We start from the raw sequence: 22756 nt of genomic DNA, 5'->3' as shown, positions 1-22756 counted from the left end.
ATTTTTGTTAACGAGCGCAAATATAAAAGTATTGATATATGTTTGGGATGTAAAATATGAATCTTGTTTTAGTATTTTTTTGATAGAAATCCGAAATAGGAAGTAAAATTTAAGAAAATACCCGATAAATTTGCAGAAATTGTGCCTTTAAGTTAAAAGCACAACTGTAGTTAGAATTGATTAGTAGTAACCCGATAGATAAATGAAAAGAATTGGAGTTTTCACCTCAGGAGGAGATGCACCCGGAATGAACGCTTGTATCCGTGCTGTGGTGCGCGGAGCGGTATACCATGGAATTGAAGTTTTTGGAATCAGAAGAGGATATAGCGGAATGATTGCCGGTGATGTTTACAAAATGGAATCTCACTCGGTAAGTAATATTGTGCAAAGAGGTGGTACGATCCTGAAATCGGCGCGTAGTAAAGAATTCATGACGCCCGAGGGAAGGAAAAAGGCATACGAGCAGCTTACGGCACACGGAATTGAAGGAATGGTTGCCATTGGCGGAAATGGTACGTTTACAGGTGCGATGATCTTTGGTAATGAGTACGGAATTCCTACCGTAGGAGCGCCGGGAACGATTGATAATGATTTATACGGAACAGATTATACAATCGGTTTTGATACAGCCGTAAATACAGCTTTGGATGCAATTGACCGTATCCGCGACACAGCCAGTTCTCACGACCGGATTTTCTTTATTGAAGTTATGGGCCGTGATTCAGGGTATATCGCCGTACAGTCGGGTATTGCCGGTGGGGCAGAGCTTGTGATGGTGCCGGAAGTATTGACGCCGCTTTCAGAGGTTGTGGAAACATTGAAACAAGGATGGAGCCGTTCAAAATCGTCTTCTATCATTGTGGTAGCAGAAGGTGACGAAGCCGGAAGCGCTGTTGAAGTAGCAGAAAAAATTAAATCGCAGGTGGATGAAAACGCGGATATCCGTGTGACAACCCTTGGACATACCCAGCGCGGAGGTTCTCCGTCAGCCTATGACCGTATCCTTGCCAGCCGTTTGGGACTTGGTGCTTTGGAAGGTTTGTTGGGTGGACAAAAAAATGTAATGGCCGGCATTATCAACAACGAGCTTGTTTACACACCGTTTGAAGATACAATCCGTTTGCCAAAACCAATCAGTGATGATTTGCTGAGGATGGTTAAAATATTAAGCGTTTAAATAATAATGAAATTTGTTGTCAGGAATAGTCACTTGTTGTCATTTGTTGTAGGAATACAAGCAGTGACAATAATTGGCAATTACCTGACTTTCCGGGGCGGATCAGCAGTATCCCATGATTTTGTAAATAATAATTCCCACCCATTCACGGAAAAGAAGCTGTGAAAAACCTACAATTTTCGGGTCTGGAACTACGGCTTCTTTGAAACTTGTATTTTCGTCACTTCCATAAAAATCGGCAGGAAATACGTCAGCTGATATTCCGACTTTTTTGAAACAACCGGTTGCCCTGCGCATGTGGAAGGAAGACGTAATAAGCACATAACTTTTGCCGGTAAATTGAGCCTTCAAAATTTTTGAAGTGAATAAAGCGTTTTCTCTGGTATTTTTTGCGTTAAGCTCCAATAATATATCACCTGGGTTTACACCCCAAAGCACTAATAATGCGGCTGCTTGCTGTGCTTCACCTTTTCCTGCGTCTCTCAATGATTTTTGGCTTGCTCCTGTAATCAGTATTTTTCTGATTTTATTATTTTTGTATAACAAATAAGCCTGTAAAAATCTGTCGGCCTGGATTCCTAAACCAGGATGATCAGCCGTTTGTGACAAACTTATCATCCCGCCGGTAAGGACAATGCCAACGTCATAAGTTTTTTTAACTTCGCTGATATTAACAGGTTTATATTCCCACCAATTGAAAGCCTTATTGATTAGGAAAGAATTGGATATCAGGTAGAGAATGAAAAACGAGGAAATAATGGCAATTCTTTTCCTTTTTAGCTTTTTTGTCCCTAAACCATAGATGATTAGTATCAGACTGATACTGAAAGGCATTAGGAGAAAATCGATTGTTTTGGACAGAAAGTAAAACATTTGGGTACGAAGCTGATAGAAGTATGCGTTTTGAGTTTAGTTTTGTATTCTCAGCCACGATTTACCTTAATAATTAAACAGTTCATAATTATCACATCATTTTCAAATGAAAAAAAGAACGCACACGGCCATTTTGATTTCTTTTTTTGTCCTCAGCTTAGCTACATATTCTTTCGGCCAGGGTTATCATATCGAAGCAACATTAAAGGGTTTAAAGGATAGTTCCTGTGTTTTGGGGCATTGGAGTTACAGCAACAAACAATTCGTTGCCAAAGACACGGCCAAAGCAGACGGAAAAGGTCACATGGTTTTTGAAGGAAAGACAAATCTTCCGGGCGGACTTTATCTGCTTCTTTTACCAGGTAATCAAAAATGGCTGGAATTTGTGTATTCAGGGAAGGAAACTAATTTTTCAATGGTCACGGATACGGCAGATTTTGTTGGTACCATGGAGGTGAAAGGGTCAAAAGAAAATCAGCTTTTTTATGCTTATCAAAAAGAATTAAAAAACCGGGTTAAGGAAATTGAAAGTTTAAACAAAACGCAATCTGCTGACGCCTCTGTAAAAATGAAACAGGCGCAGGATGAATTTAAAAATTACCGAGAGAAGTTTATAAAAGATAATGGAGATACTTTTACAGCCAAATTATTGAAAATGTCCAGTGATCCGGAAGTGCCTGCGGCTCCAAAACTGGCAAATGGAAAAACGGATTCAATTTGGGTTTTTAATTACTACAAAGCGCATTACTGGGATCAGGTTGATTTTTCTGACGAGCGGATTTTACGCACACCTTTTCTTGAATCAAAGCTGGATCGTTATATCAAAAACCTGGTTGTACAAACGCCGGATTCACTGATAAAAGATACGGACTGGCTGGTTGCCAAAGCTTCTGCAAACAAAGAAGTAAAATCGTACGTCGTTTTTTATATTATCAATCAATATGAAAATCCTAAAACGGTGGGAACAGAAGCGCTTTGGGTGCATATGGCTACCAAATATTATCTGTCGGGAGACATGGGCGTTTCGGAAGATACCAAGAAGAGAATTGGTGAGAAAGTTAATACGCTGAAATATCTGCTTGTCAACAAGACTTTTCCAACGCTGACCGTTACAGATCCGGCGGGTAAAAAGGTTGATTTGCAGACGGTAACCGCCAGTTATACAGTATTGTTTTTTTACGCCGCTACTTGCGGACATTGCAAAGAAGCTTCGCCGGTGTTAAAAAAGTTTTATGATAAAAATAAGGCAGACGGTGTAAAGGTTATTGCTATCGATATAGAACACAATCAGGAAGAATGGAAATCTTTTGTATCAACGTATCATTTGGACGAAATGATCAATGGTTCCGATCCGTTAAACCAGATTGATTTTAACAGAAAGTATGATGTAGTAACCACGCCAACGATTTATGTTTTGGATAAAAACAAAAAAATAATCGCGAGAAAAATGCCGGTGGAACAGTTAGATGATTTTCTTAATTACTATAAAAAGAAACAGCTGGCATCCGCGAAGTAGAAGAAATTATAATTCAATTACAGAATCCACACGATTTATTTCGTGTGGATTCTGTGTTTTAAACCTATAAAAAAGCGACACAAATTGGCAGTTTAATGGCAATGCTTTCATGTTTAAATGTAAGCTTTCCCGTTTTGGGATTGATCTCGTAAACCACCAGATTATCTTTGTCCTGATTCGCTACAATCATATATTTTCCGGTTGGATCGATATTAAAATCACGCGGAGTTTTGATCGCCTGCTTCACTTCATCCATTTTTTCCAATTCTCCGTTTGCCTTGATATGAAAAGCGCTGATACTGTTATGTCCGCGATTGGACGTATATACAAATTTTCCATTCGGGTGTATATGAATTGCCGCACTAGTACTAGGTTCTTTGAAATCGGCGGGAACGGTCGGGTAGCTTGCAAGCGCCGTGATAACGCCGGTTTCGCTGATCGAGCAGGCGGTTAGTGTCAGGTCAAGTTCGTTAAGCAAAAACATATATTTCCCGGAAGGCGACATTACAAAATGCCTTGGACCAGAGCCCGGTTTGGCATTAAAAGAGGCTTGCGCCGGATTCGGTTTCAGTTCACCAGTCTGCGTATTGACTACATAGTTCATGACATGGTCTGTTCCTAAATCAACAACATAAGCATATTTCCCATTAGGCGTAGTGGACGTAAAATGCGCATGTGCTTTTTCCTGACGTTTTTCGTTGGGGCCGGTTCCGGTAAATTGTTGGGAATACGTTGGCGGATTTACTTTGCCGTCCGCTGCCAAAGTATAAGCTGCAAAACTTCCACCGGTATAATTGGAAACAAAAGCCAATTTCCCGGCAGGATCCAAGGAAACATGACAGGGATTTAAACCTTCGGAAGGCTGGCTGTTCAGATAAGTTAGTTTTTGATCTGCGCCAATGGTGTAAGCAGAAATCTTATTATCAGAAGTTACCGCGTACAGGTTTTTTTTATTTGGAGAAATACTGACATATCCAGGTCCCGGACTTGTTTTAAAATTATCCTTCAACGTGATTTTTCCGGTTGCCAGATCCAGCTCACACAAAGAAATAGAAGCACTTTCTGTTTTGTCCTGACTTCCGATATAAAACAAAACCGTTTTCTCTTTGAAAGAAATCGCTGAAAAGCCCAAAATGAGGACAAGAGCAATACTTACTAATTTTCTCATGAGGTTGTAATTTAATGAACAAGCATTAAATCAGGAAAGCAGTTATTTGTAACTTTTTAATGGTGAAATGAATTATATATTGAAACATACCTCAATTTTAAGAAAAAATGGATCCAATTACCTGGCAGGATTTTGAAAAAGTCGAACAGCGGACTGGAACAATTATGCGTGTCGAAGACTTCCCGAAAGCACGGAAACCCGCTTATAAACTCTGGATTGATCTGGGCGAAGAAATTGGGATAAAACAAAGTTCGGCTCAGATTACCAAACTTTATACAATGGAAGAATTGGTTGGAAAGCAGGTTTTATGCGTCGTTAATTTTCCAATAAAACAAATTGCTGGTTTCCTCTCGGAAGTTTTGACAACAGGTTTTGTTTTACCGGACGGAGAAGTTATTCTGGCTTGTCCCGATAAGACCTTACCGAATGGAACACGCCTGGCCTGATAATCTTGCAAGTCTCAGCCTCAATTCTGTAATGCTAACTGTTTCGGGATGAGTTAACTTTGTATCAAAGAATTAGAAATCATGGAAGCTGATCATAAAGTTATCAATACAAAAAAAGTTACGGTGCCGGTCACCGGCATGTCGTGTGCGGCCTGTGCTGTTAGTGTGGAGTCGATGTTGAAAAGTACTTCTGGAGTGGAAAACGTCGGCGTGAATTATGCCAATCAGTCTGCCCTCGTAGAATTCGATCCAAAATCAACAAATTTGGAGTCTCTGGATAAAGTTTTGCAAGGCATAGGGTATGGTTTTATCATCAATGATGATGACGATGAAGCGATTGCAGAACAGGAAAAAATTCAGCTTGAACATTATCATGACTTAAAAAGGAAAACAATTCTTACCGGAATATTGGCTGTTCCGGTAGCCGTTATCGGCATGTTTTTCATGGATTTGCCATTCGGTAATTACATCATGATGGCTTTAACCATACCTGTTTTATTCATTTTTGGTAAAGATTTTTTTGTGAATGCATGGAAACAAGCAAAACATGGAAAGTCGAATATGGATACCCTTGTGGCGTTAAGTACCGGAATCGCCTTTCTTTTCAGCACCTTTAATACACTAAATCCGCAATTCTGGCATGCACGCGGTTTTCATCCGCACGTATATTTTGAAGCTGCTTCTGTAATCATTTTCTTTATTTTGTTAGGAAAATTGCTTGAAGAAAAAGCCAAAACTAATACTTCTGATGCGCTGAAAAAGCTGATCGGTTTACAACCTAAAACGGTAAAGGTAATTCGTTCTCAAAAGGAAATTGAAATTTCAGTTAAAGATGTCCAGCTGCAAGACGAAATCATTATTCGTTCAGGAGAAAAAATTCCGGTTGACGGCAAAGTAATCAGCGGAAATTCTTTTGTTGATGAAAGTCTGATGACTGGTGAACCAATTCCATCTGAAAAAATAGCGGGCTCGCAGGTTTTTGCAGGAACAATTAATCAGCAGGGAAGTTTTACTTTTTTGGCTGAAAAAATTGGAAAAAATACTGTTTTGGCACAAATCATAAAAACCGTTCAGGCGGCACAGGGAAGTAAGGCTCCGGTCCAACGTCTGGTTGATAAAATTGCCGGAATTTTTGTGCCTGTTGTGATCGGAATTGCGGTGATGACATTTTGTGTCTGGATGTTTTTTGGAGGAGAAAATGCAATTACACAGGCGTTGCTGGCTTCCGTTTCTGTTTTGGTAATTGCCTGCCCCTGTGCTTTGGGATTAGCTACTCCAACGGCGATTATGGTAGGTGTAGGAAAAGGAGCTCAAAATAATATCCTGATTCGTGACGCTGAAAGTCTTGAAAAAGCGAAAGAAGTGAATGTTGTTGTTTTGGATAAAACGGGAACTTTAACGCAGGGACATCCGGAAGTTACGAACTGGGAATGGGCGGAAAATCTGGCAAATCAGGAACGGTATGCCGAAGCGATCCGTCTGTTAGAATCCCGCTCAGAACATCCTTTGGCGCAGGCGGTCGTCAGGTTTATTAAGACAAATTCAGGTGCCAAAATAGAAAAATTTGAATCTGTAACAGGAAATGGGATAAAAGGTACTGTAAATGGTGAGAATTATTTAATCGGCACGCTTTCATTTCTGAAAAAAGAAGGAGTTGTGTTAAATCCTGAACTGGAAAAACTTGCAGAAGTTCAGTGCAAAGCTGCGCAAACGGTCATCGGCGTAAGCGTAAATTTGGTACAGGTTGCGTTAATTTCCATTGCAGATCAATTAAAAGCTACATCAGCCGAAGCAGTTCAAAAATTACAGGAACAAGGTATTGAAGTGTATATGCTTACCGGCGATAACGAACAAACAGCGGCCGCGGTTGCAAAACAGGTAGGGATTGTCAATTATATCGCCGAAGTAAAACCGGATGATAAAATGAAATTTGTCCAAAAATTGCAATCCGAAGGTAAAATCGTTGCTATGGTAGGTGACGGTGTTAATGATTCTCAGGCACTGGTGCAGGCGGACGTCAGTATCGCGATGGGGAAAGGATCTGACATCGCGATGGATGTGGCGAAAATGACGCTGATTACTTCGGATCTAATGGTTTTACCAAAAGCATTACAACTTTCGAGAAAAACGGTCGCGACAATCAAACAAAATCTTTTCTGGGCATTTATTTATAACCTGATCGGAATTCCAATTGCCGCCGGGATTTTATATCCGATCAATGGATTTTTATTAAACCCAATGATTGCAGGAGCTGCAATGGCGCTTAGTTCAGTTTCGGTTGTGACGAATAGTTTAAGGTTGCGTGGGTTGAAATTGTAAAATTTACAGGCTAAGTATCAAAGCTTCCTGTTCCAGACCTTTTTTATATTTATGAAGTAAAGTGATCAGCGAGCGGATATTTTCCTCAGATATATCCAGGATATTCAGTTGCTGCTGATCATACAATTTCCGGTTGCCATATTTCTCAATCAACTTTTCTATATTTTCAGGAATAAAAAATGATGCTTTTTTACCGGGAAAATGTCTTTTATATTCCTGAATGTAAATGTTAATTCCGGCAAAATCGTAGTCGCCAAAATGCCAATACGGATTATCTATGGATTGCAGCCATTTGATCAGATCTTTGCTTTGATTTTGCGGATAACGGCTAACAAACAAAACTTTACTATTGGGGAACAAATAACGCTGTTTCCGTATCTCAGAAAAGTTTTCTGAATTTTCTACCCCGACGATAATCACATCCGGTGCAGGAATAAATTTGTCAAAATCATAAATGAACTGAAAAGTACCTGAAACTGGATTGATAAGAAGTGGGACGTCGTTCAATACAGTTTCAATTGGTTCGTAACTATTGATAAGAAAGCCTTTGAAAGTCCTTCGGCTTATAGATTTTGAATCACTGGCAACCTGCACTAGCTTTGCGCGCGTAATTTCGGTACTTGTCAATAAATTCACATACTGTTGTAAGTCAGAAATTGAAAATTTATTGAACAAATATTTACTTAAAGCATCCGGATTTATTACCTGTAAGGTACTTTTGGTACGACCAGATCGCTTGTCTGTTATGATGCCTTCCGCAATTAAATCATTAATAAAAGTATGTTTTAAACTGCTTGCAGAAAGTTGTCCGCCATTTGCAAGAATCAATAGTTTTTCGGCCAAAGAGCGTGATAATATCATAGGTCAGTTCCTTTTTTAATCAGGCGCTTTATATTCGTTATACTTCTGCTGTCCTTGGATAAAAGATAGGTATACCGATAATCGCTGGCATTGTATGACGTTGGCGAGCTGTTGATGAGGAGTATATTCCGGTCATTCGCAAATTTTAAGATACCTTTTACATTGTTAGGATGGAGTTTCCCGATTTCGTCCATCATACAATGCAATCTAAAATCCTTGAATTTTCTGGATGCGTTATCTTTAAAAACATTAAGCAGCATAATATTGATCATCGCCTTTACCAGAATATCTGTCCCTTCCGAGCCTACATTGGCGAGTTTTTCCACCCAGCCGCTATCATTGTCATTTTCCATAATCCTGAATTGCAGCTCAAACGAATCAGAAAGACTGATCTCTTTCTCTTTTCTGTTTAATATTTCCTTTGCAAATTCTTTGAGCAGCGTAATTGCCTTTTTATTTTGAGCATCGCTGTCAACGGTGGAAAACAAATTGGCAACACCTAAGCTTAATGCATGTTCGTCATTAAAGCTTTTTATCGCCAGGAGCAAAGTAACGATTCTGTTCTGGCTTCCTGAAAGTCTTAATTTGATACTTTTGATCACGCCGGCAAAATTCCGCTCTTCGAAATCTCCATTAATGTCCGTAATCACTTTTTGAATTTCTCCTTCTTTGGAAACCAGTTCTGTCGTTTCCTTTCCAATTTGTCTGATCAAAGTGGCAAACCGTTCATTAACTCGTTTTTCATACTGGGCAATTTTATTTTCTTCCAGAAATTCATACAACATCTCAGCAAAAGCGATAAACTCGTCCCGTTCACTGAGATTGGTTTTAAAATCAAAAACGTTATTGAAAGAAAAGTTGCCTAGAAAGGTATTGACTGCTGCCTGTAAATTGCTAAACCGAACTTGTAAAGCATATATTTTGGTATTAACCAAATCAATAAGCTCTTTAAGCGCTAGTCTCTCTTTTTTGAATTTTTGTTGTACTATATTAAACATTGAAATCTCACCATAACTTTCTGTCAGCTGATATTCGTCGAAAGCTTTAATGCCTTCCCTAGCTGTTGATAGTCTTTTATTCAACTCAGATATGGTGTTATTTGAAATATTAATTTCAAATCTTAACCTGTTTCTCTGCAATTCATGCTTCTCTTTTTCAGTTTCAAGCTGGTTTTCTTTTAATTTTCTATCAGCCTTAAAACGGTCTACATGATCAAAAAGCTCTCGTTTATCTTTATTAAATTCGGCTACTTTATCCCTGTTAGCTTCAATGAAATCCAGTTCGCTTTTGACTTTTTCCAGTGCATTATCAATTTCCGAAATACGTTCGATATCGGCCCCGTCACTTTTCAAATTGTCGTTTTGCTGTTGTTTCAGTTCCGATACTCTTTGATCAATTTGTGCTTTTTTCTTTACTAATTCAGAAGTCAGTTCAGTAAACTGGATATTTACTAATTGCTCTTCTGCAATTGTCTTTTTCTTCTGTTCTTTTTCTTTGGCCTCTATTTGCTTTTGTATACCAGTTTCAAGGCCATCATAATACGCCTGCTCCTTTGACAATTCTTTGCTGGCAATGATAAGATCCTGTTCAATTTTTAATATGATATCTGCTTTTTCTGCTGCCGCTTTCTTTTCCAATTCTAAAAGATTTACTTCATATTCCTGCAAATCGTCTTTTGATTTTTGAAGTAAATATTCTGCTTCAAAACCCGCATCTTTAAGCTCTTTTATTTTAGGCTGATATTTCTGTTTCAACTTCTCTGCATCCTTCTTTTTTTGCTCATTCAGCGCATTCAGACTGGCATCATTTACTTCTGCATTTTTCTGAAACTGTAACTTCTCCTGTTCATAGTCTGCAACTGTTTTTACTTTTTTGTTTATCTCTTCCAAATCTATTTTAACACCAAAAAATGTATCATTGCCAGGCGCTAATTGCGGTGATAGTCCGGTATGGAACAACACTTTCTCTTCATCAATTACTTTCCCGATTGTCAACTCCCAGCCAGGTATATTTTCTGTTAACCAACCGTATAATGAATCTTTATCCTGAGCAAGTTTTGCTTCAATGATAGCAATAGAAAGTACAATTTTCTCCGTCTCTTTTTTTATTTTTTCAGCATTTGTTTCAAAAATCAGTTCATTTGTTTTCGTATCCAGCTCCCATTGTTTTTGGTATGTTTCGACTTGTTTTTTGAAATCAGCAATATCTACATCACTTACTTTTATTTTTTGCTTTAAAGCGCCGATTTCGGCTTTTGCGAATTCAATCTCTTTTTCGGAAAACCGTTCTATCTGTGCTTTTTGCTTTTTTAGTTTCAATTCCTGAATAACTTCCTTTTTCTGATCAACTGTATCTCTGGCTGTTTCCAAAGCACTTTTATTCTGCTTTCTTATTTCGTCAAATAATTCTTTGTATTGATCATTAATATCATTTTTGAATTGTAACAATGATGCTTGAATTGCATTTTTACTGGTTTGTGTTTCGTTTTGAAAACCGGCATATGCATTAATTTGTTGTAAAATCAGGGCATCATATCGACTGGTTATTTCCCGGAATTTGGAAGAAAGTAATTCCTTTTCTTCCAGCAATCTTCTCTGTTCCTTTTCTACATCCTGTTTTTTTGCAATACGTTGTATCATGCCGGAAATGTTCATTATTTCATATTCATCAGCTTTACGTTTTGCTTTTTTTATATCGCTTTCCAGATAATTTATGACCTTTTGGATTTCTTCTTTTCTGGTTTCAAACTTTGCATAAAGTTCTTTGTCTTTTTTCGATAATATCTGCAATTTCCCATCTTCAATAAGCACTTGTTTTTCCAATTCTGGCAAATCCCTATGTTCGGCTTCATAGGTCTGGAATAGCTCAATAGCTGCCTGCTGTTTTTCTTGATTTAATATCCTGATCTCAGCATGTAAACGGGCAATTTTTTCAGCCTGCTTTCGCACAGGAATTTCACCCGCTTTATTCTTTTCAGTCCATTTATTAACGTCTGCAAGTTGGGTATCAAAGTCGCGGAGATGGAGTGTATAATTGTCAAGCGGGATCTTTACATCTTCTTCATTCAAAGACATAATGATCGTTTGCTTGATGAATTCCGCATCCAGTTTGGAGTTCAGAAACACGTTCTGGATCGTACGGGGAATGTTTTGATATTGACGACTTTCAATTAATGCGAATTTGCGTAATTCGGAATCCAGTCCTCTGTTGTTACCATATAAAATGTCCCTGTATTCTTCGTAACGATCAACTTTTCTGGAATAATGATTTCCATTACGTGCCAAAGCATTGCGTATACCATCCCATTCTCTTGGTATCCTGTTTTCATCAATAAAATTTTCCATTTTATAAGCCCCATCCAGAAACCGGAAGCAGGCGCGGCCTTGTGATCGGTAGGCAAGAATACAGTATGGGCCGGTTTCGCGGACGACTTCATAAATAATAGAGGAATTGCCCTTTGGGAAATAATATTCATCAAAAGAATCTTTGCTTTTTTCAATCCCAAGCTTCATTTTATCTGCATTATAAAAAAACAGAATTGCACGTAATGCAGTACTTTTTCCAACGTCTTGCGTACCAATAAAATGGACATTTCCATCTATTGCGATTTCCGCGTATCTGATTTTCGCACTTTCAATAAAAATAATTTTATTCAGGAATCTCATTGATTACGGCTTCGGGAATGTTGATCGATAATATTAATTGCTCCATGTAATTGAAGGAAGCAAGGACTTTGTAAGAGGTTGAAATTTCGTTTTCAAGATCAATGAAATTGTCCCTGGTCAGTAAATCTAAAATCTTGTCGAGGATGTCGGCGTGTTTTTCTTTTCCTGGAGAATACTTTTTGAGTCCTTCCAGTTTACTTTTTAAATTCGTGTCAACCGATAGTTTTACCAGAATATCCGAAGGCGTAAACCGATAACCAGAGCCGAAAGAATGATCGAAGGTTTTGAAAAAGTCCAGCACGTCAATCCATTTAAAAGCAGCTTCCAGTTTTCGTTCGAGGTCTGTTTTATTTTCCTTTCTGGTAAACATAAAATACTCGTCACCTTTTTCTAGAATAAAATTGATCTCTGTAAAATAATCATACAGATCGTCAAACCTGTCGTCAATAATGGAATATAATTTGCGCAGTTTTTCATCACTGCTATTGGAACAAATAAATTGTCCCTTATTCATGATTTCAAATATTTCAGAAGTCTGTTTAGGTACCTGCATGTCGTTTTATTTGGGATAAATTATGGCAAACTCCACGTCCTGTCTACTGTTATAGGCATCAGTGATTTTAAATAACGAATCATACTGAGAAACCATCTGACAATATATCGTAATACGCTCGTCAAAACTCACCTCTTTATCAAAATTGTAATTTAAAATAAAGTCAAAAAGGTTATTACTACCGGCCAGAAACCCATTTTTAACTTCATCCAGATTGATCTGGAACTCTTCTTCTGTCTGTGTTTCAAGATATTCATCCGAAATACTTCCGGCCAGCGACTGTGTTACTTTCGCACCTGATCGGATTTTCTTTGATATTTTTCCAATTAGATCCAGTATTTCAGAGTCAGTCTGAATGACTTCCAGGGATAATTTGAGTGGAAATACCGGATTGGCTTCAAAAATAATGGCATTATTCTCACCAAGTATCTCCAGAATATTAGTTTTGCTTTTAAGGGTAAACTGATCTTTCAGATATTTGATCTGACGTAGTTTTTCAATAACGCCACTATGATATTTAATTCGGTTAAGAAATTCTATAATCTGTTTTTGAATATCGATCAGGTTGTGCTGACATTCATTTAACTGTGATTTGAGTATAATGATAATGCGGTTTAACTCTTCATCCGAGGCAACTTTAAAAAACGTTAGCTCATCCTCTCCGGATATAAGCTGGTCCGTTTGCCCTATAAGTGCATAGATATCATGTCTTTTTTCATCCAGATGTTCCAGCTTTGCTTTTTTAATCTTGTAGTTTGGTTCATTTTTGAAAGCATGATCAATATTTCTATTAAGATCGACCACGTTACGAAGGGCGATAATACCTATTTTTCTAAGTGCATTTTTGACCTGACGCAGATATCCGTATTTTCTGGTTTCATTATTTTCCTGTAAATAATAAAGAATATTATGCCTGATATTTTGAATGTGTTCATTGATATATGACACATTGATTTCTTCATTTACTTCCAGCACCTGCTCGAAAAATTGAAGGAACTGGTCATCCAGTTCAAGGTTAGTTCCATTCTCGCGGATAACTGCATAGTCGATCAGTATCCTTATTTTATCTTCATCGAAATCGACGAGCTCCAACGCATGATCATACTTATAAGAAAGATTTTTGCGTTTCTCGAACAAAGCAATAATCAGCTTATGCTCGCGGTTGAGTACGGACAGCAGTTCTTTAATGGACGAGAATGTTTTCATAAATAGCTGCGTTGGGAATTTTGAAAATGCAATTTATCAGTTCTTGTCAATGATTATAAATAATTCTGGAATGAATTGAAAATCAAATAAATTTGCAAACTATGCTTGTGACGTTTATGGCGGAAGTTTGTCATTTTATTATTTGCATCATATACATAAAAGCTTAAATTTGATAGAATATCACACACAAAAATCAATTTTTTATGCAAACAACTACACAGGTGACGCACGAAGAATATTTTGAGATATTGGCAAAATCTGACGTAAAACTGGAATATCATGCAGGAGAGATTGTTGCTATGGCGGGGGCGCAACCGGCTCATAATATAATAGCAGCCAATTTAATTGGTGAATTTGTGCACTGCCTGAAAAGAAAAGGATGTATTGTTTACACAAGCGATCAGCTAATAAAAATTGAACAATGCGATCGTTACAGCTTTTCGGATTTGGTGATTGTATGCAATAAACCTGCTTATGAAAAATCGCCTCAGGGACTAAATGCGCTTGAAAATCCTGAAATTATTATTGAAGTTTTGTCAGACACCACGATGGGTTACGATCGCTCTGAAAAATTTGACTGTTACAAAACAATTCCTTCTTTTAGTGAATATGTGCTGGTTTCCTCGAAACAGAAGAAAGTCGAGGTAATAAAGAAATTAAGTGATGCTGTATGGTTAAGTCATACCTATATAAATGATGATGAAAATGTTGCTATCGGTGACTGTCTCGTTTTACTGGAAGATATATATAATAAAGTCGAGTTGGTGGGAACTGCGTTTCCCGGGTTTTGAAAAATAGAGAGAATTTGAAATTTAATTATTTAAAAGATATTCACAAAACCAATAACTATACAATACCATCCCCGAATTCTGTAATACTTTTCAATCTTTCCTGCCGATCTTTGTAAAGAGATAACAGAATTAATCTCTGTCCAATTACATTTCAATCCTATGGAAACGATAAAATTCAAAACCAATATAAAATGCGGAGGCTGTATTGCTGCCGTGACTCCTTTTTTAACAACTGAGAACGGAATAGAGAAATGGGCGGTAGATTTGCAAAGTGCAGATCGTATTTTGTCTGTTGAAACAGATAAAACAGCTGAGGAAGTTGCCGATGTTGTTAAAAAAGCAGGGTATCTTGCAACCGAAATTGCCTGATAATTAGTAACTTTGCTTCTACAATTGGCTAATAAGTAAAAGCTGAAAATGAAAAATAAATTTCATAGATCCATAACCATTCTGATGGCCGTTCTGGTGCTGATAAGCAGCACAGGATTCGGACTGACGGAGCATCAATGTCTGATGCAGGGGATGACTATGAAATTTGTTAAAGAAAAAAAAGCTGATTCCTGTAAGGAAAAAGTCGTTTCTTCATGTTGCGCGAAAAGTAAAGCTCTAAAAGAATCAAAGAAAAATTTCTTCAAAAATACTGATTGCTGTAAAGACCAGCAGAAATTTGAAAAAGTTGATGTCGTTTCATCGCTTGCTCAAATGCACGCAAAAGCACTGAAAATGGTAGCGGATGGCGATCTTTGGTCGGTACAGTCTTTTGTATTTTTATTTCAGGAATGGGTGTACCCACCTGTTCAATCTTCACTTCATACCATATCATTCTCTTCCTTGTTTCATGGGAGAAGTATGCTCTCTTTTGTACAGTCTTTTTTGATATAAATCGCCGATTGTTAGATTTTTGATGTTCTCGTTTCCATTTTGTGAAACAGGCATTAGTTTCTCTTATTTCGTGATTTAGTCAATAATGAATAGATATTTAATCGGAGCAATGTTGCTTCTCTGCGTGCAATTCTCGTTTGCACAACGAATAACCGGGAAAGTGTACGAACAGGTAGCTGGTGGGAAAACGCTAAAACCACTTACCGGCGCTAACGTATACTGGGCCGGAACTTCACTATCATCTGCTACCGATACAAGTGGCAAATTCTCAATCCCACGTATTACACAATCCAATAAACTGGTAATCAGTTTTGTTGGTTTTAAAAGTGATACCGTCAAAATCGGTGCGGAAAGTGAATTGGAAGTGGTTTTGAAAAGTGATCAGACTTTGAATGAAGTTGTCGTAAAAGCAAGTTCATCTACAATCGACAGATTATCCCCACACCAAACTGAAATTATTACTACCCGCGCTTTGGCGAAAGCTGCCTGCTGCAATCTTTCCGAAAGTTTTGAAACCAATGCCTCTGTTTCTGTTTCGTACAGTGATGCCGTAACGGGTGCAAAACAAATTCAGATGCTGGGTTTGAATGGAACGTATATTCAGACAAACATTGAAAATATCCCGACGATTCGTGGTTTAGCTTCTACTTTTGGAATGAGTTTCGTGCCCGGAACCTGGATTCAATCGATTGATGTAGGGAAGGGCGCGGGCTCGGTTGTAAATGGATATGAATCCATGACCGGACAAATTAATGTTGAACTTCAAAAACCGGATACACGCGAAAAACTTTATTTCAATACCTATGTCAACAATTTCGGTCGCGCCGAAATGAACCTGAATCTGGCGACCAAGTTATCTGAAAAATGGAGTACAGGATTATTAACGCATGCCAGTACTTTAAGAAACAGAATTGATAAAAACGGCGACGGATTTCTGGATTTGCCGCTTTATAACCAATACAATGTGATCAACCGCTGGAAATATCAAAGTGACAGAACCATGGTTCAGCTGGGTGTAAAGGCGCTGCACGAAGACAGATTAGGCGGACAAACGGGTTTCCGGGAAGAAATGAAAGGTACAACTCAGGCTTATGGTTTTGGTGCTAATGTGAATCGTTACGAATTCTTTTCAAAAATAGCGCGTCTTTATCCTGATAAGCCCTACAAAGGTTTGGGCTTAATAATCAATGCTTCACTTCATGATTCCAAATCCTATTTTGGTCTGACAAACTATAATGGCCGTCAGGAAACCTTGTATGGAAATCTGATCTATCAGTCGATTTTGGGCAGCACGAATCATTCATATAAAGCTGGTGTTAGTTATATGCTTGACAATTATAATGAAAAGTACAAAGACACAACTTTGCTCAGAAGAGAATCTGTGCCCGGTGTTTTTGTTGAATATACGTATAATAATCTGGACAAATTTGTTCTGGTTGCAGGCTCGCGCGTTGATTTTCATAACCTGTATGGAACGCAGTTTACGCCTCGTTTGCATATGAAATACAGTCTGACGGGCAACACAACTTTACGGGCTTCGGCGGGAAGAGGTTTCCGGGTTGCAAATCCTTTGGCAGAATATTATGGAAATCTGGTTAGTTCGCGTCAGGTTGTTTTTCTTGAAAAATTACGTCCCGAAGTTTCCTGGAATTATGGGGCAAGTCTGACACAGGAATTCAAAATTGGTGATATGCAGGGAACATTTGTTACTGATTTTTACCGGACAAATTTTGAAAACCAACTGGTAGCAGATTTTGAAAACCCAAAATATATTCGATTTTATAACTTGAAGGGAAAAGCATATGCCAACAGTTTTCAGGCCGAGGTTAATCTGACACCTAGAAAACGACTGGATTTTAAACTGGCTTACCGTTTATTTGATGTAAAACAAACGGTGTATGGATTGAATAACGAAAACGTATTGCTCCCAAAAATGCTTGTAAGCCGCGACCGCGTTTTGTTCAACGCCGGTTATGCTTTACCTTATGACAAATGGAAGTTTGATGCGACAGTGCAATGGAACGGAAAAAGACGTTTGCCAAGTATGAATCCCATGTATGGAATGTTGGGCCATGAAGATACATCATCTTATATGTCGACAGAAGCTCCTTCCTATTTCAATATCAATGCACAGATCACGAGAACTTTTCCGAAATGGGATATTTATTTGGGTGGTGAAAATCTGAATAACTTCCGTCAAAAAAATCCGATTTACGCAGCAAACGATCCATTTGGAAAACAATTTGACGCAGGAATGGCCTGGGGACCAGTAGTAGGAAGAATGATCTACGCCGGCGTCAGATACAAAATTATCAGATAAGGCAAAGACTTTGAATTCCCGGCCATTAACAATTAACCATTAATCCTTAACAATAAAAAAAATGCGGTTATTTATCAAAAATATGGTTTGCGATCGCTGCATCAAGGTTGTCCGGGAAGAAATGGACAAACTTGGAGTAGGATTAAGTCATATTGAATTGGGAGAAATTGAAACAGAGGCTGAACTGGATAGTGAAAAATTAATTCAGGTAAAACGTATTCTCGAAACAAACGGTTTTGAATTGCTGGATGATAAGCGTGCCACATTGGTAGAAAGTATTAAAACGCTGATTATCGAAGAAGTGCAATATCTGAAAGGACATAAACCGGCCGCAGTTAATTTTTCAGATTATTTGTCTCAAAAAGCGGGTTATGAATATTCATATCTGAGTAATTTATTTTCATCAGAAACCGGCCAGACGATTGAACAATACATTATCGCTCAAAAAGTGGAGAAGGTAAAAGAATGGCTTTCCTATAACGAATTAAGTTTGAGCGAAATGGCCTGGCGATTATCTTACAGCAGTTCGGCACATTTAAGCAATCAGTTTAAAAAAGTTACCGGAATGACACCCGGAGAATTTAAAAAAAGTAATACACTTCCTAGAAAGGCGCTGGACCGGGTAGGAGCGTCGAAAATTAAAACAGTATAATCCATATAAATCAAAATATACAATGAGGAAAATTCTTTTTGCTTTGCCATTAACATTATTATTCGCTTGTTCAGGAAATCAGGAAAAAACCAAAGAGTCGACCGAGAAACCGGTTGTGGTAGAAACGGCTGCGGTGGACAGTACTGCCGCAAAAAAATACGCTTGTCCGATGCAGTGTGAAGGAGAAAAAACCTATGCACAAGCGGGGAAATGTCCGGTTTGCAAAATGGATTTACAGGAAATCGCTTTGGCAGAAACCGATTCTACGGCCCACAAACATTAATTTTCACTTACTAATAATTAAAATAAAATCATGAAAAAGACGATCATTTTATTCGTAGCTGCACTTTTTTTAAGTGTAAATTTTGTGAATGCTGATGGCAAGGACAAAGAAGTGAAATTCAAAACTTCTGCGATTTGTGAAATGTGCAAAGCGCGTATCGAACGTAATCTGGGACTTTCAAAAGGGGTAAAAGAATCGAATCTGGATTTGGCAGACAAAGTGGTAACGGTTAAATATAATCCTGATAAAACCACCGAAGAGGCAATTAAAGCAACAATCAACAACACTGGATACGATGCAGATCTATCAGTTGCCAATCAAAAAGCACACGATAAATTGCCTAGTTGCTGCCGTAAAACTGCGGCGGCTCATTGACCACTAAATATTGAATTTATGAAGGGCAGATAGTTAATTTTCCTATTTTCGCGTATTTTAATTCTTGTTTCAGAATCCGTTTCTGCGCAGCATAACCATATGGGGAATGCCTGTGAAAAAGGATTCTGTAAAACAGAAAATTAAGAATGTGGATAAGCCAGATTCGACGGAGTTAAATGGTTTTAATAGTTTTTATGGAAAAAGTCCTGTTTCAGGACAGGTATATCTTGGACTGACGCCTGGATTAATGCGCATGTAATTCATTTTTTCAATCTTCGAAAAGTAACAATCTTTGAAAGTTTTGGATGTTACCCAGACAAAACTCTGCTTTCATTTCCCTTCACATTTTCATAACATATCCAACACATACGCATAACCTGACGATTCTAGTTTTGCAGCCTTAAAACTACTCATCCCAGGATATGAAACTTAAATTTACAGTGTGGACATGTATTATGTCCTTTTTTCTCACGTGCAATCTTTTTGCTCAGACCAACCAGGCCACAATTCAGGGATCGGTTGTTGACGGAACGAAATCATACGTTCCAGGTGCAACTGTTCAGGTTCGCAACGAATCAACCGGATTTACTTCGGCAACAACGACCAACGACAAGGGAGAATTTATTATCAAACAGCTGCCCTTGGGTAAGCCTTACACAATCGTTGTTTCATACATCGGTCATGGTGAACAAAAGAAAACGGGTTATTCTCTAAATCAGGGCGATTTAGTAACCGTTGATTTTGAAATTAAAGAACAGTCAAACGAACTGGATGCAGTTCAGGTTTCGGGTTCAGGTTTAAAAAATGCGGTTAGAAACTTTGGCGCTGCTACTTCCGTAACAGCCCGTGATATAGCCAAACTTCCTGTGAACGGACGGAATTTTACATCATTGATCGATTTATCTCCATTGAGTAAATCAGGTGGAAGTATTGCAGGTCAATTGGCTTCTTCCACTAACTATACTATCGACGGAATGACAGCGAAAAATGCAACATCCGGTGGTACAACAAACCGTAATGGCTCTCCTTATGCCATTTCTATGGAAGCTGTTCGTGAGTTTAAAGTTGTTACGAATCAGTATGATGTAACCTACGGAAGAAGCGGTGGTGGAGCGATAAGTACCGTAACCAAATCAGGGACGAATACGTTAAGTGGAAGCGCATTTGTATTTGGTCGTACGGATTGGTTGTCAAGTCAATATGATATTCGTGGTAATAAAAGAAATGTTCCGTTTTCTACCTATCAATATGGTTTTTCTTTGGGTGGACCTATCATTAAAGACAAAGCTCACTTCTTCGTAGTGTGGGATCATCAGGCAGATGCCCGTCCTTTGCAAATTGCAGATATTCAGGGCCCTACGGATGAAAAACGTTTCAGCGTAACCAAGACTTCTCTGGATCGTTATGAAAACATCGCAAGAAGTAAATACGGCGTTGCCAATTCTCCGCAATTTGGATCTTTTGACAAAAAAGAACAAACAGAATCTATTTTTGCCCGTATCGACTGGCAGTTGAGCAAGAAACATTTGCTTACAATTCGTAACAACTTCGGTTTTGATAAAAATAACCAGAGTATTGGTGATAACAGCTCGATCAATACCTACGAAACCTACGGAACTTCAAGAGGTCTGGACAATAGTTTGTTATTCACGCTTCGTTCGGTTGTTAGTCCGAAGTTGATCAACGAAGCGAAATTACAGCACATGTATACGAAGGAAAACAGTATACCAAATCCGCAATTGCCAGCTGGAAATATTCCTCGTGCGATTGTGGAACGTGTCGCTTCTTCGATTGAAGGAAAGGACGTTTTTACAACGATTCAGTTGGGTGGCCAACGTTATATTCCTGAGCATTTTTACAACAACACGATTCAGTTTACGGATAATGTTTACTACAATACAAACAACATCAGTTACACTTTCGGAACGGATTTGATGTATACCAACATGAATTCGCTTTATGGAAGTGAGATGAACGGACGTTTTTATTTCACAGGTCTTGATGCTTTTGAAAATCTGAAACCATACCGTTACGCTCGCGAAATCGCACTAAATCCTGATCACAGTGTAAAACAGAATATTCTGAACATGGGTGTTTACGGACAAATGCAGACAAAATTGTTTACCGGTTTTGAATTAATGGCTGGTGTACGTGTGGATTATGCCAACTATATCAACAGACCAAATTTTAACCAGACGGTTTTTGACGAACTGGGATTGAGAACGGATAATACGATCAAGACTTTCCAGATTCAGCCTCGTGCCAATGTAACCTGGGATTTTAACGAAAGAGGAAAAGATATTTTGCGTTTCGGAGCGGGTGTTTTTGGATCCGATCTCAACAATTATGCGATGATCAACAATATGTTGTTTGATGGTACAAAAGTAGCCTCGGTTGATATTCAGGGAGCAAATGTACCAACGCCTGATTTTGTAAGTTACAGAAACAATCCGGCAACAGCGCCGGGCGTGGAATTGCTTAAACTTCCGGGCGTAACGAATAATGCGACGATTAACATGAACGCGGCGGATGCAAAAGTTCCGACGATATACAAGGCGAACGTTTCATACAGCCACTTTTTCAATGACCGTTTCAAAATGGGTATCAGCGGTTATATGACTTTGGGTCGTAATAACTATATGTATGTCGATGGAAATATGGCAGATCAGCCGTTCTTCCGTTTGTCGAATGAAGGCAATCGCGGCGTGTTTGTTCCTGCTGAAAGTATTGCTACGTCAAACGGTTCAACAGACTGGCAGAAAGGTCGTAAATCGACAAAAGTTGGTCGTGTGCTGGAATTGAACAGTAAAGGAAAAGTTAACTCTTACGCTGTGGTTCTGGATGCAACCTATCAATATTTCAGAGACGGAGAAATTACGGCAAGTTATACTTACAATGATGTAAAAGACAATACTTCGTATAATGGAAACGTGGCGAATTCTGCAACTTTGTCATTGATGGTAAAAGATGATCCACGTAATTTGAGCCAGGTTACTTACTCGGATAACCAATTCCGTAACAAGCTGGTGATCTATGGTACGTTGCCAACATTCTATGGTGTAAGTGTAGGTGTGCGTTATTCTGGAACAGGCGGAACGAGATATTCTCTTGCCGTTGGTGGAAACGTAAACGGTGACTTTGTAAACTCAAATGACCTGGCTTATATTTTCGATCCAAACAATGCCGCAGTTTCGGAAAAGTACCGTACCGGAATCCAGTCGTTGCTTGACAACCCGGAAGTGAACAGTGGCTTAAAAGATTATATCCGTAAAAGTGAAGGTAAAATTGCTGAAAGAAATGGTGGTATCAACGGTTTCTACGGAACATGGGATTTAAGAATTGCCAAGAAATTCCGCACTTATAAAACTCAAAGTATCGAGATTTCTGCTGATATTTTCAACGTAGCCAACCTTTTAAGCAAGAAGTGGGGAACGCAGGATATCCTTTCAAAACAAAATATCTACTCGCTTAAAAGCTTTGACGCGACTTCGAAAAATTACAACTATGACGTGAGTCCAACAACGGGTATCGTGGTTCCTACGGGAAATCCATACCAGATCCAGTTGGGATTGCGGTATGCATTCTAATCTGTTGTTAAACGCAGAGTAATTTGAGTTTTACACGGAGTTACGCTGGGAGTTTTTTCTCTTGGCGTAACTTCTTTTTTTG

The 22756-nt window shown here is 38.5% G+C and carries 19 protein-coding genes; 13 read left to right on the top strand and 6 right to left on the bottom strand.

Annotation, left to right across the window (positions count from 1 at the left end; translation table 11 throughout):
- The first annotated feature begins 202 nt into the window (after positions 1-202).
- The gene (gene pfkA / locus FZF08_RS20440) at positions 203-1177 is read left to right on the top strand and encodes a 6-phosphofructokinase (protein ID WP_159472438.1); all 975 of its coding nucleotides are present in this window, start codon (positions 203-205) and stop codon (positions 1175-1177) included.
- 102 nt (positions 1178-1279) lie between these two features.
- Here pfkA and FZF08_RS20435 read toward each other — a convergent pair whose 3' ends face one another.
- Positions 1280-2050: a YdcF family protein gene (locus tag FZF08_RS20435; protein ID WP_159472435.1), complete on the bottom strand. Its 771-nt coding sequence runs from the start codon at positions 2048-2050 to the stop codon at positions 1280-1282.
- A 106-nt stretch (positions 2051-2156) separates the two neighbouring features.
- On the opposite strand from FZF08_RS20435, the gene FZF08_RS20430 reads away from it, so the two are divergent.
- Positions 2157-3566 carry a TlpA family protein disulfide reductase gene (locus tag FZF08_RS20430; RefSeq protein WP_159472432.1) on the top strand — a complete coding sequence of 470 codons (1410 nt, stop codon included), beginning with the start codon at positions 2157-2159 and terminating at the stop codon, positions 3564-3566.
- 64 nt (positions 3567-3630) lie between these two features.
- On the opposite strand, the gene FZF08_RS20425 is transcribed toward FZF08_RS20430, so the two are convergent.
- Complete coding sequence (locus FZF08_RS20425) at positions 3631-4734, bottom strand: lactonase family protein (protein WP_159472429.1); 1104 nt, start codon at positions 4732-4734, stop codon at positions 3631-3633.
- Positions 4735-4841: 107 nt separating this feature from the next.
- On the opposite strand from FZF08_RS20425, the gene FZF08_RS20420 reads away from it, so the two are divergent.
- A complete protein-coding gene (locus FZF08_RS20420; protein WP_159472426.1) occupies positions 4842-5180 on the top strand; it encodes a tRNA-binding protein in 339 nt (112 codons plus the stop codon).
- Positions 5181-5261: 81 nt separating this feature from the next.
- Positions 5262-7499: a cation-translocating P-type ATPase gene (locus FZF08_RS20415; RefSeq protein WP_159472423.1), complete on the top strand. Its 2238-nt coding sequence runs from the start codon at positions 5262-5264 to the stop codon at positions 7497-7499.
- A gap of 3 nt (positions 7500-7502) precedes the next feature.
- Here FZF08_RS20415 and FZF08_RS20410 read toward each other — a convergent pair whose 3' ends face one another.
- From FZF08_RS20410 to FZF08_RS20395, 4 genes are read right to left on the bottom strand one after another with little or no spacing between them, the layout of a single operon-like run.
- Complete coding sequence (locus FZF08_RS20410) at positions 7503-8360, bottom strand: Wadjet anti-phage system protein JetD domain-containing protein (protein ID WP_159472420.1); 858 nt, start codon at positions 8358-8360, stop codon at positions 7503-7505.
- Positions 8357-12025, bottom strand: coding sequence for an ATP-binding protein (locus FZF08_RS20405; RefSeq protein WP_159472417.1), 3669 nt, complete (start codon positions 12023-12025; stop codon positions 8357-8359). Before FZF08_RS20405 ends, FZF08_RS20410 begins: the two co-directional genes overlap by 4 nt.
- Positions 12009-12578, bottom strand: coding sequence for a condensin complex protein MksE (locus FZF08_RS20400; protein WP_159472414.1), 570 nt, complete (start codon positions 12576-12578; stop codon positions 12009-12011). The genes FZF08_RS20405 and FZF08_RS20400 overlap by 17 nt, the downstream gene beginning before the upstream one ends.
- Positions 12579-12584: 6 nt before the next feature.
- A complete protein-coding gene (locus FZF08_RS20395) occupies positions 12585-13784 on the bottom strand; it encodes a hypothetical protein (protein WP_159472411.1) in 1200 nt (399 codons plus the stop codon).
- Between the two features lie 203 nt (positions 13785-13987).
- On the opposite strand from FZF08_RS20395, the gene FZF08_RS20390 reads away from it, so the two are divergent.
- The 9 genes from FZF08_RS20390 (at position 13988) to FZF08_RS20350 (ending at position 22674) form a co-directional block, all read left to right on the top strand.
- On the top strand, positions 13988-14575 hold the full coding sequence (locus FZF08_RS20390) for a Uma2 family endonuclease (protein WP_159472408.1): 588 nt from the start codon (positions 13988-13990) through the stop codon (positions 14573-14575).
- Between the two features lie 159 nt (positions 14576-14734).
- Positions 14735-14944: a heavy-metal-associated domain-containing protein gene (locus FZF08_RS20385; protein WP_159472405.1), complete on the top strand. Its 210-nt coding sequence runs from the start codon at positions 14735-14737 to the stop codon at positions 14942-14944.
- A gap of 48 nt (positions 14945-14992) precedes the next feature.
- Positions 14993-15457, top strand: coding sequence for an HYC_CC_PP family protein (locus tag FZF08_RS20380; protein WP_159472402.1), 465 nt, complete (start codon positions 14993-14995; stop codon positions 15455-15457).
- Between the two features lie 85 nt (positions 15458-15542).
- Complete coding sequence (locus FZF08_RS20375) at positions 15543-17777, top strand: TonB-dependent receptor (RefSeq protein WP_159472399.1); 2235 nt, start codon at positions 15543-15545, stop codon at positions 17775-17777.
- Positions 17778-17838: 61 nt separating this feature from the next.
- Positions 17839-18429: a helix-turn-helix domain-containing protein gene (locus tag FZF08_RS20370; protein WP_159472396.1), complete on the top strand. Its 591-nt coding sequence runs from the start codon at positions 17839-17841 to the stop codon at positions 18427-18429.
- Positions 18430-18451: 22 nt separating this feature from the next.
- Complete coding sequence (locus FZF08_RS20365; protein ID WP_159472393.1) at positions 18452-18712, top strand: heavy metal-binding domain-containing protein; 261 nt, start codon at positions 18452-18454, stop codon at positions 18710-18712.
- A gap of 30 nt (positions 18713-18742) precedes the next feature.
- Positions 18743-19087, top strand: coding sequence for a heavy-metal-associated domain-containing protein (locus FZF08_RS20360; protein WP_159472390.1), 345 nt, complete (start codon positions 18743-18745; stop codon positions 19085-19087).
- A 106-nt stretch (positions 19088-19193) separates the two neighbouring features.
- Positions 19194-19346, top strand: coding sequence for a hypothetical protein (locus tag FZF08_RS20355; RefSeq protein ID WP_159472386.1), 153 nt, complete (start codon positions 19194-19196; stop codon positions 19344-19346).
- Positions 19347-19542: 196 nt separating this feature from the next.
- Positions 19543-22674: a TonB-dependent receptor gene (locus FZF08_RS20350; RefSeq protein ID WP_229216615.1), complete on the top strand. Its 3132-nt coding sequence runs from the start codon at positions 19543-19545 to the stop codon at positions 22672-22674.
- The last annotated feature ends 82 nt before the right edge of the window (positions 22675-22756 follow it).

Source organism: Dyadobacter sp. 3J3 (assembly GCF_009801115.1).
Lineage (GTDB): Bacteria > Bacteroidota > Bacteroidia > Cytophagales > Spirosomataceae > Dyadobacter.
Note: the sequence above shows the minus strand (reverse complement) of the source record. Positions and strands in the feature narration are given on the sequence as shown.

Bases quoted from the DNA above. Each gene is read 5' to 3' on its own strand.
- pfkA (WP_159472438.1), top strand. From the start codon at position 203: ATGAAAAGAATTGGAGTTTTCACCTCAGGAGGAGATGCACCCGGAATG.
- FZF08_RS20435 (WP_159472435.1), bottom strand. From the start codon at position 2,050: ATGTTTTACTTTCTGTCCAAAACAATCGATTTTCTCCTAATGCCTTTC.
- FZF08_RS20430 (WP_159472432.1), top strand. From the start codon at position 2,157: ATGAAAAAAAGAACGCACACGGCCATTTTGATTTCTTTTTTTGTCCTC.
- FZF08_RS20425 (WP_159472429.1), bottom strand. From the start codon at position 4,734: ATGAGAAAATTAGTAAGTATTGCTCTTGTCCTCATTTTGGGCTTTTCA.
- FZF08_RS20420 (WP_159472426.1), top strand. From the start codon at position 4,842: ATGGATCCAATTACCTGGCAGGATTTTGAAAAAGTCGAACAGCGGACT.
- FZF08_RS20415 (WP_159472423.1), top strand. From the start codon at position 5,262: ATGGAAGCTGATCATAAAGTTATCAATACAAAAAAAGTTACGGTGCCG.
- FZF08_RS20410 (WP_159472420.1), bottom strand. From the start codon at position 8,360: ATGATATTATCACGCTCTTTGGCCGAAAAACTATTGATTCTTGCAAAT.
- FZF08_RS20405 (WP_159472417.1), bottom strand. From the start codon at position 12,025: ATGAGATTCCTGAATAAAATTATTTTTATTGAAAGTGCGAAAATCAGA.
- FZF08_RS20400 (WP_159472414.1), bottom strand. From the start codon at position 12,578: ATGCAGGTACCTAAACAGACTTCTGAAATATTTGAAATCATGAATAAG.
- FZF08_RS20395 (WP_159472411.1), bottom strand. From the start codon at position 13,784: ATGAAAACATTCTCGTCCATTAAAGAACTGCTGTCCGTACTCAACCGC.
- FZF08_RS20390 (WP_159472408.1), top strand. From the start codon at position 13,988: ATGCAAACAACTACACAGGTGACGCACGAAGAATATTTTGAGATATTG.
- FZF08_RS20385 (WP_159472405.1), top strand. From the start codon at position 14,735: ATGGAAACGATAAAATTCAAAACCAATATAAAATGCGGAGGCTGTATT.
- FZF08_RS20380 (WP_159472402.1), top strand. From the start codon at position 14,993: ATGAAAAATAAATTTCATAGATCCATAACCATTCTGATGGCCGTTCTG.
- FZF08_RS20375 (WP_159472399.1), top strand. From the start codon at position 15,543: ATGAATAGATATTTAATCGGAGCAATGTTGCTTCTCTGCGTGCAATTC.
- FZF08_RS20370 (WP_159472396.1), top strand. From the start codon at position 17,839: ATGCGGTTATTTATCAAAAATATGGTTTGCGATCGCTGCATCAAGGTT.
- FZF08_RS20365 (WP_159472393.1), top strand. From the start codon at position 18,452: ATGAGGAAAATTCTTTTTGCTTTGCCATTAACATTATTATTCGCTTGT.
- FZF08_RS20360 (WP_159472390.1), top strand. From the start codon at position 18,743: ATGAAAAAGACGATCATTTTATTCGTAGCTGCACTTTTTTTAAGTGTA.
- FZF08_RS20355 (WP_159472386.1), top strand. From the start codon at position 19,194: ATGCCTGTGAAAAAGGATTCTGTAAAACAGAAAATTAAGAATGTGGAT.
- FZF08_RS20350 (WP_229216615.1), top strand. From the start codon at position 19,543: ATGTCCTTTTTTCTCACGTGCAATCTTTTTGCTCAGACCAACCAGGCC.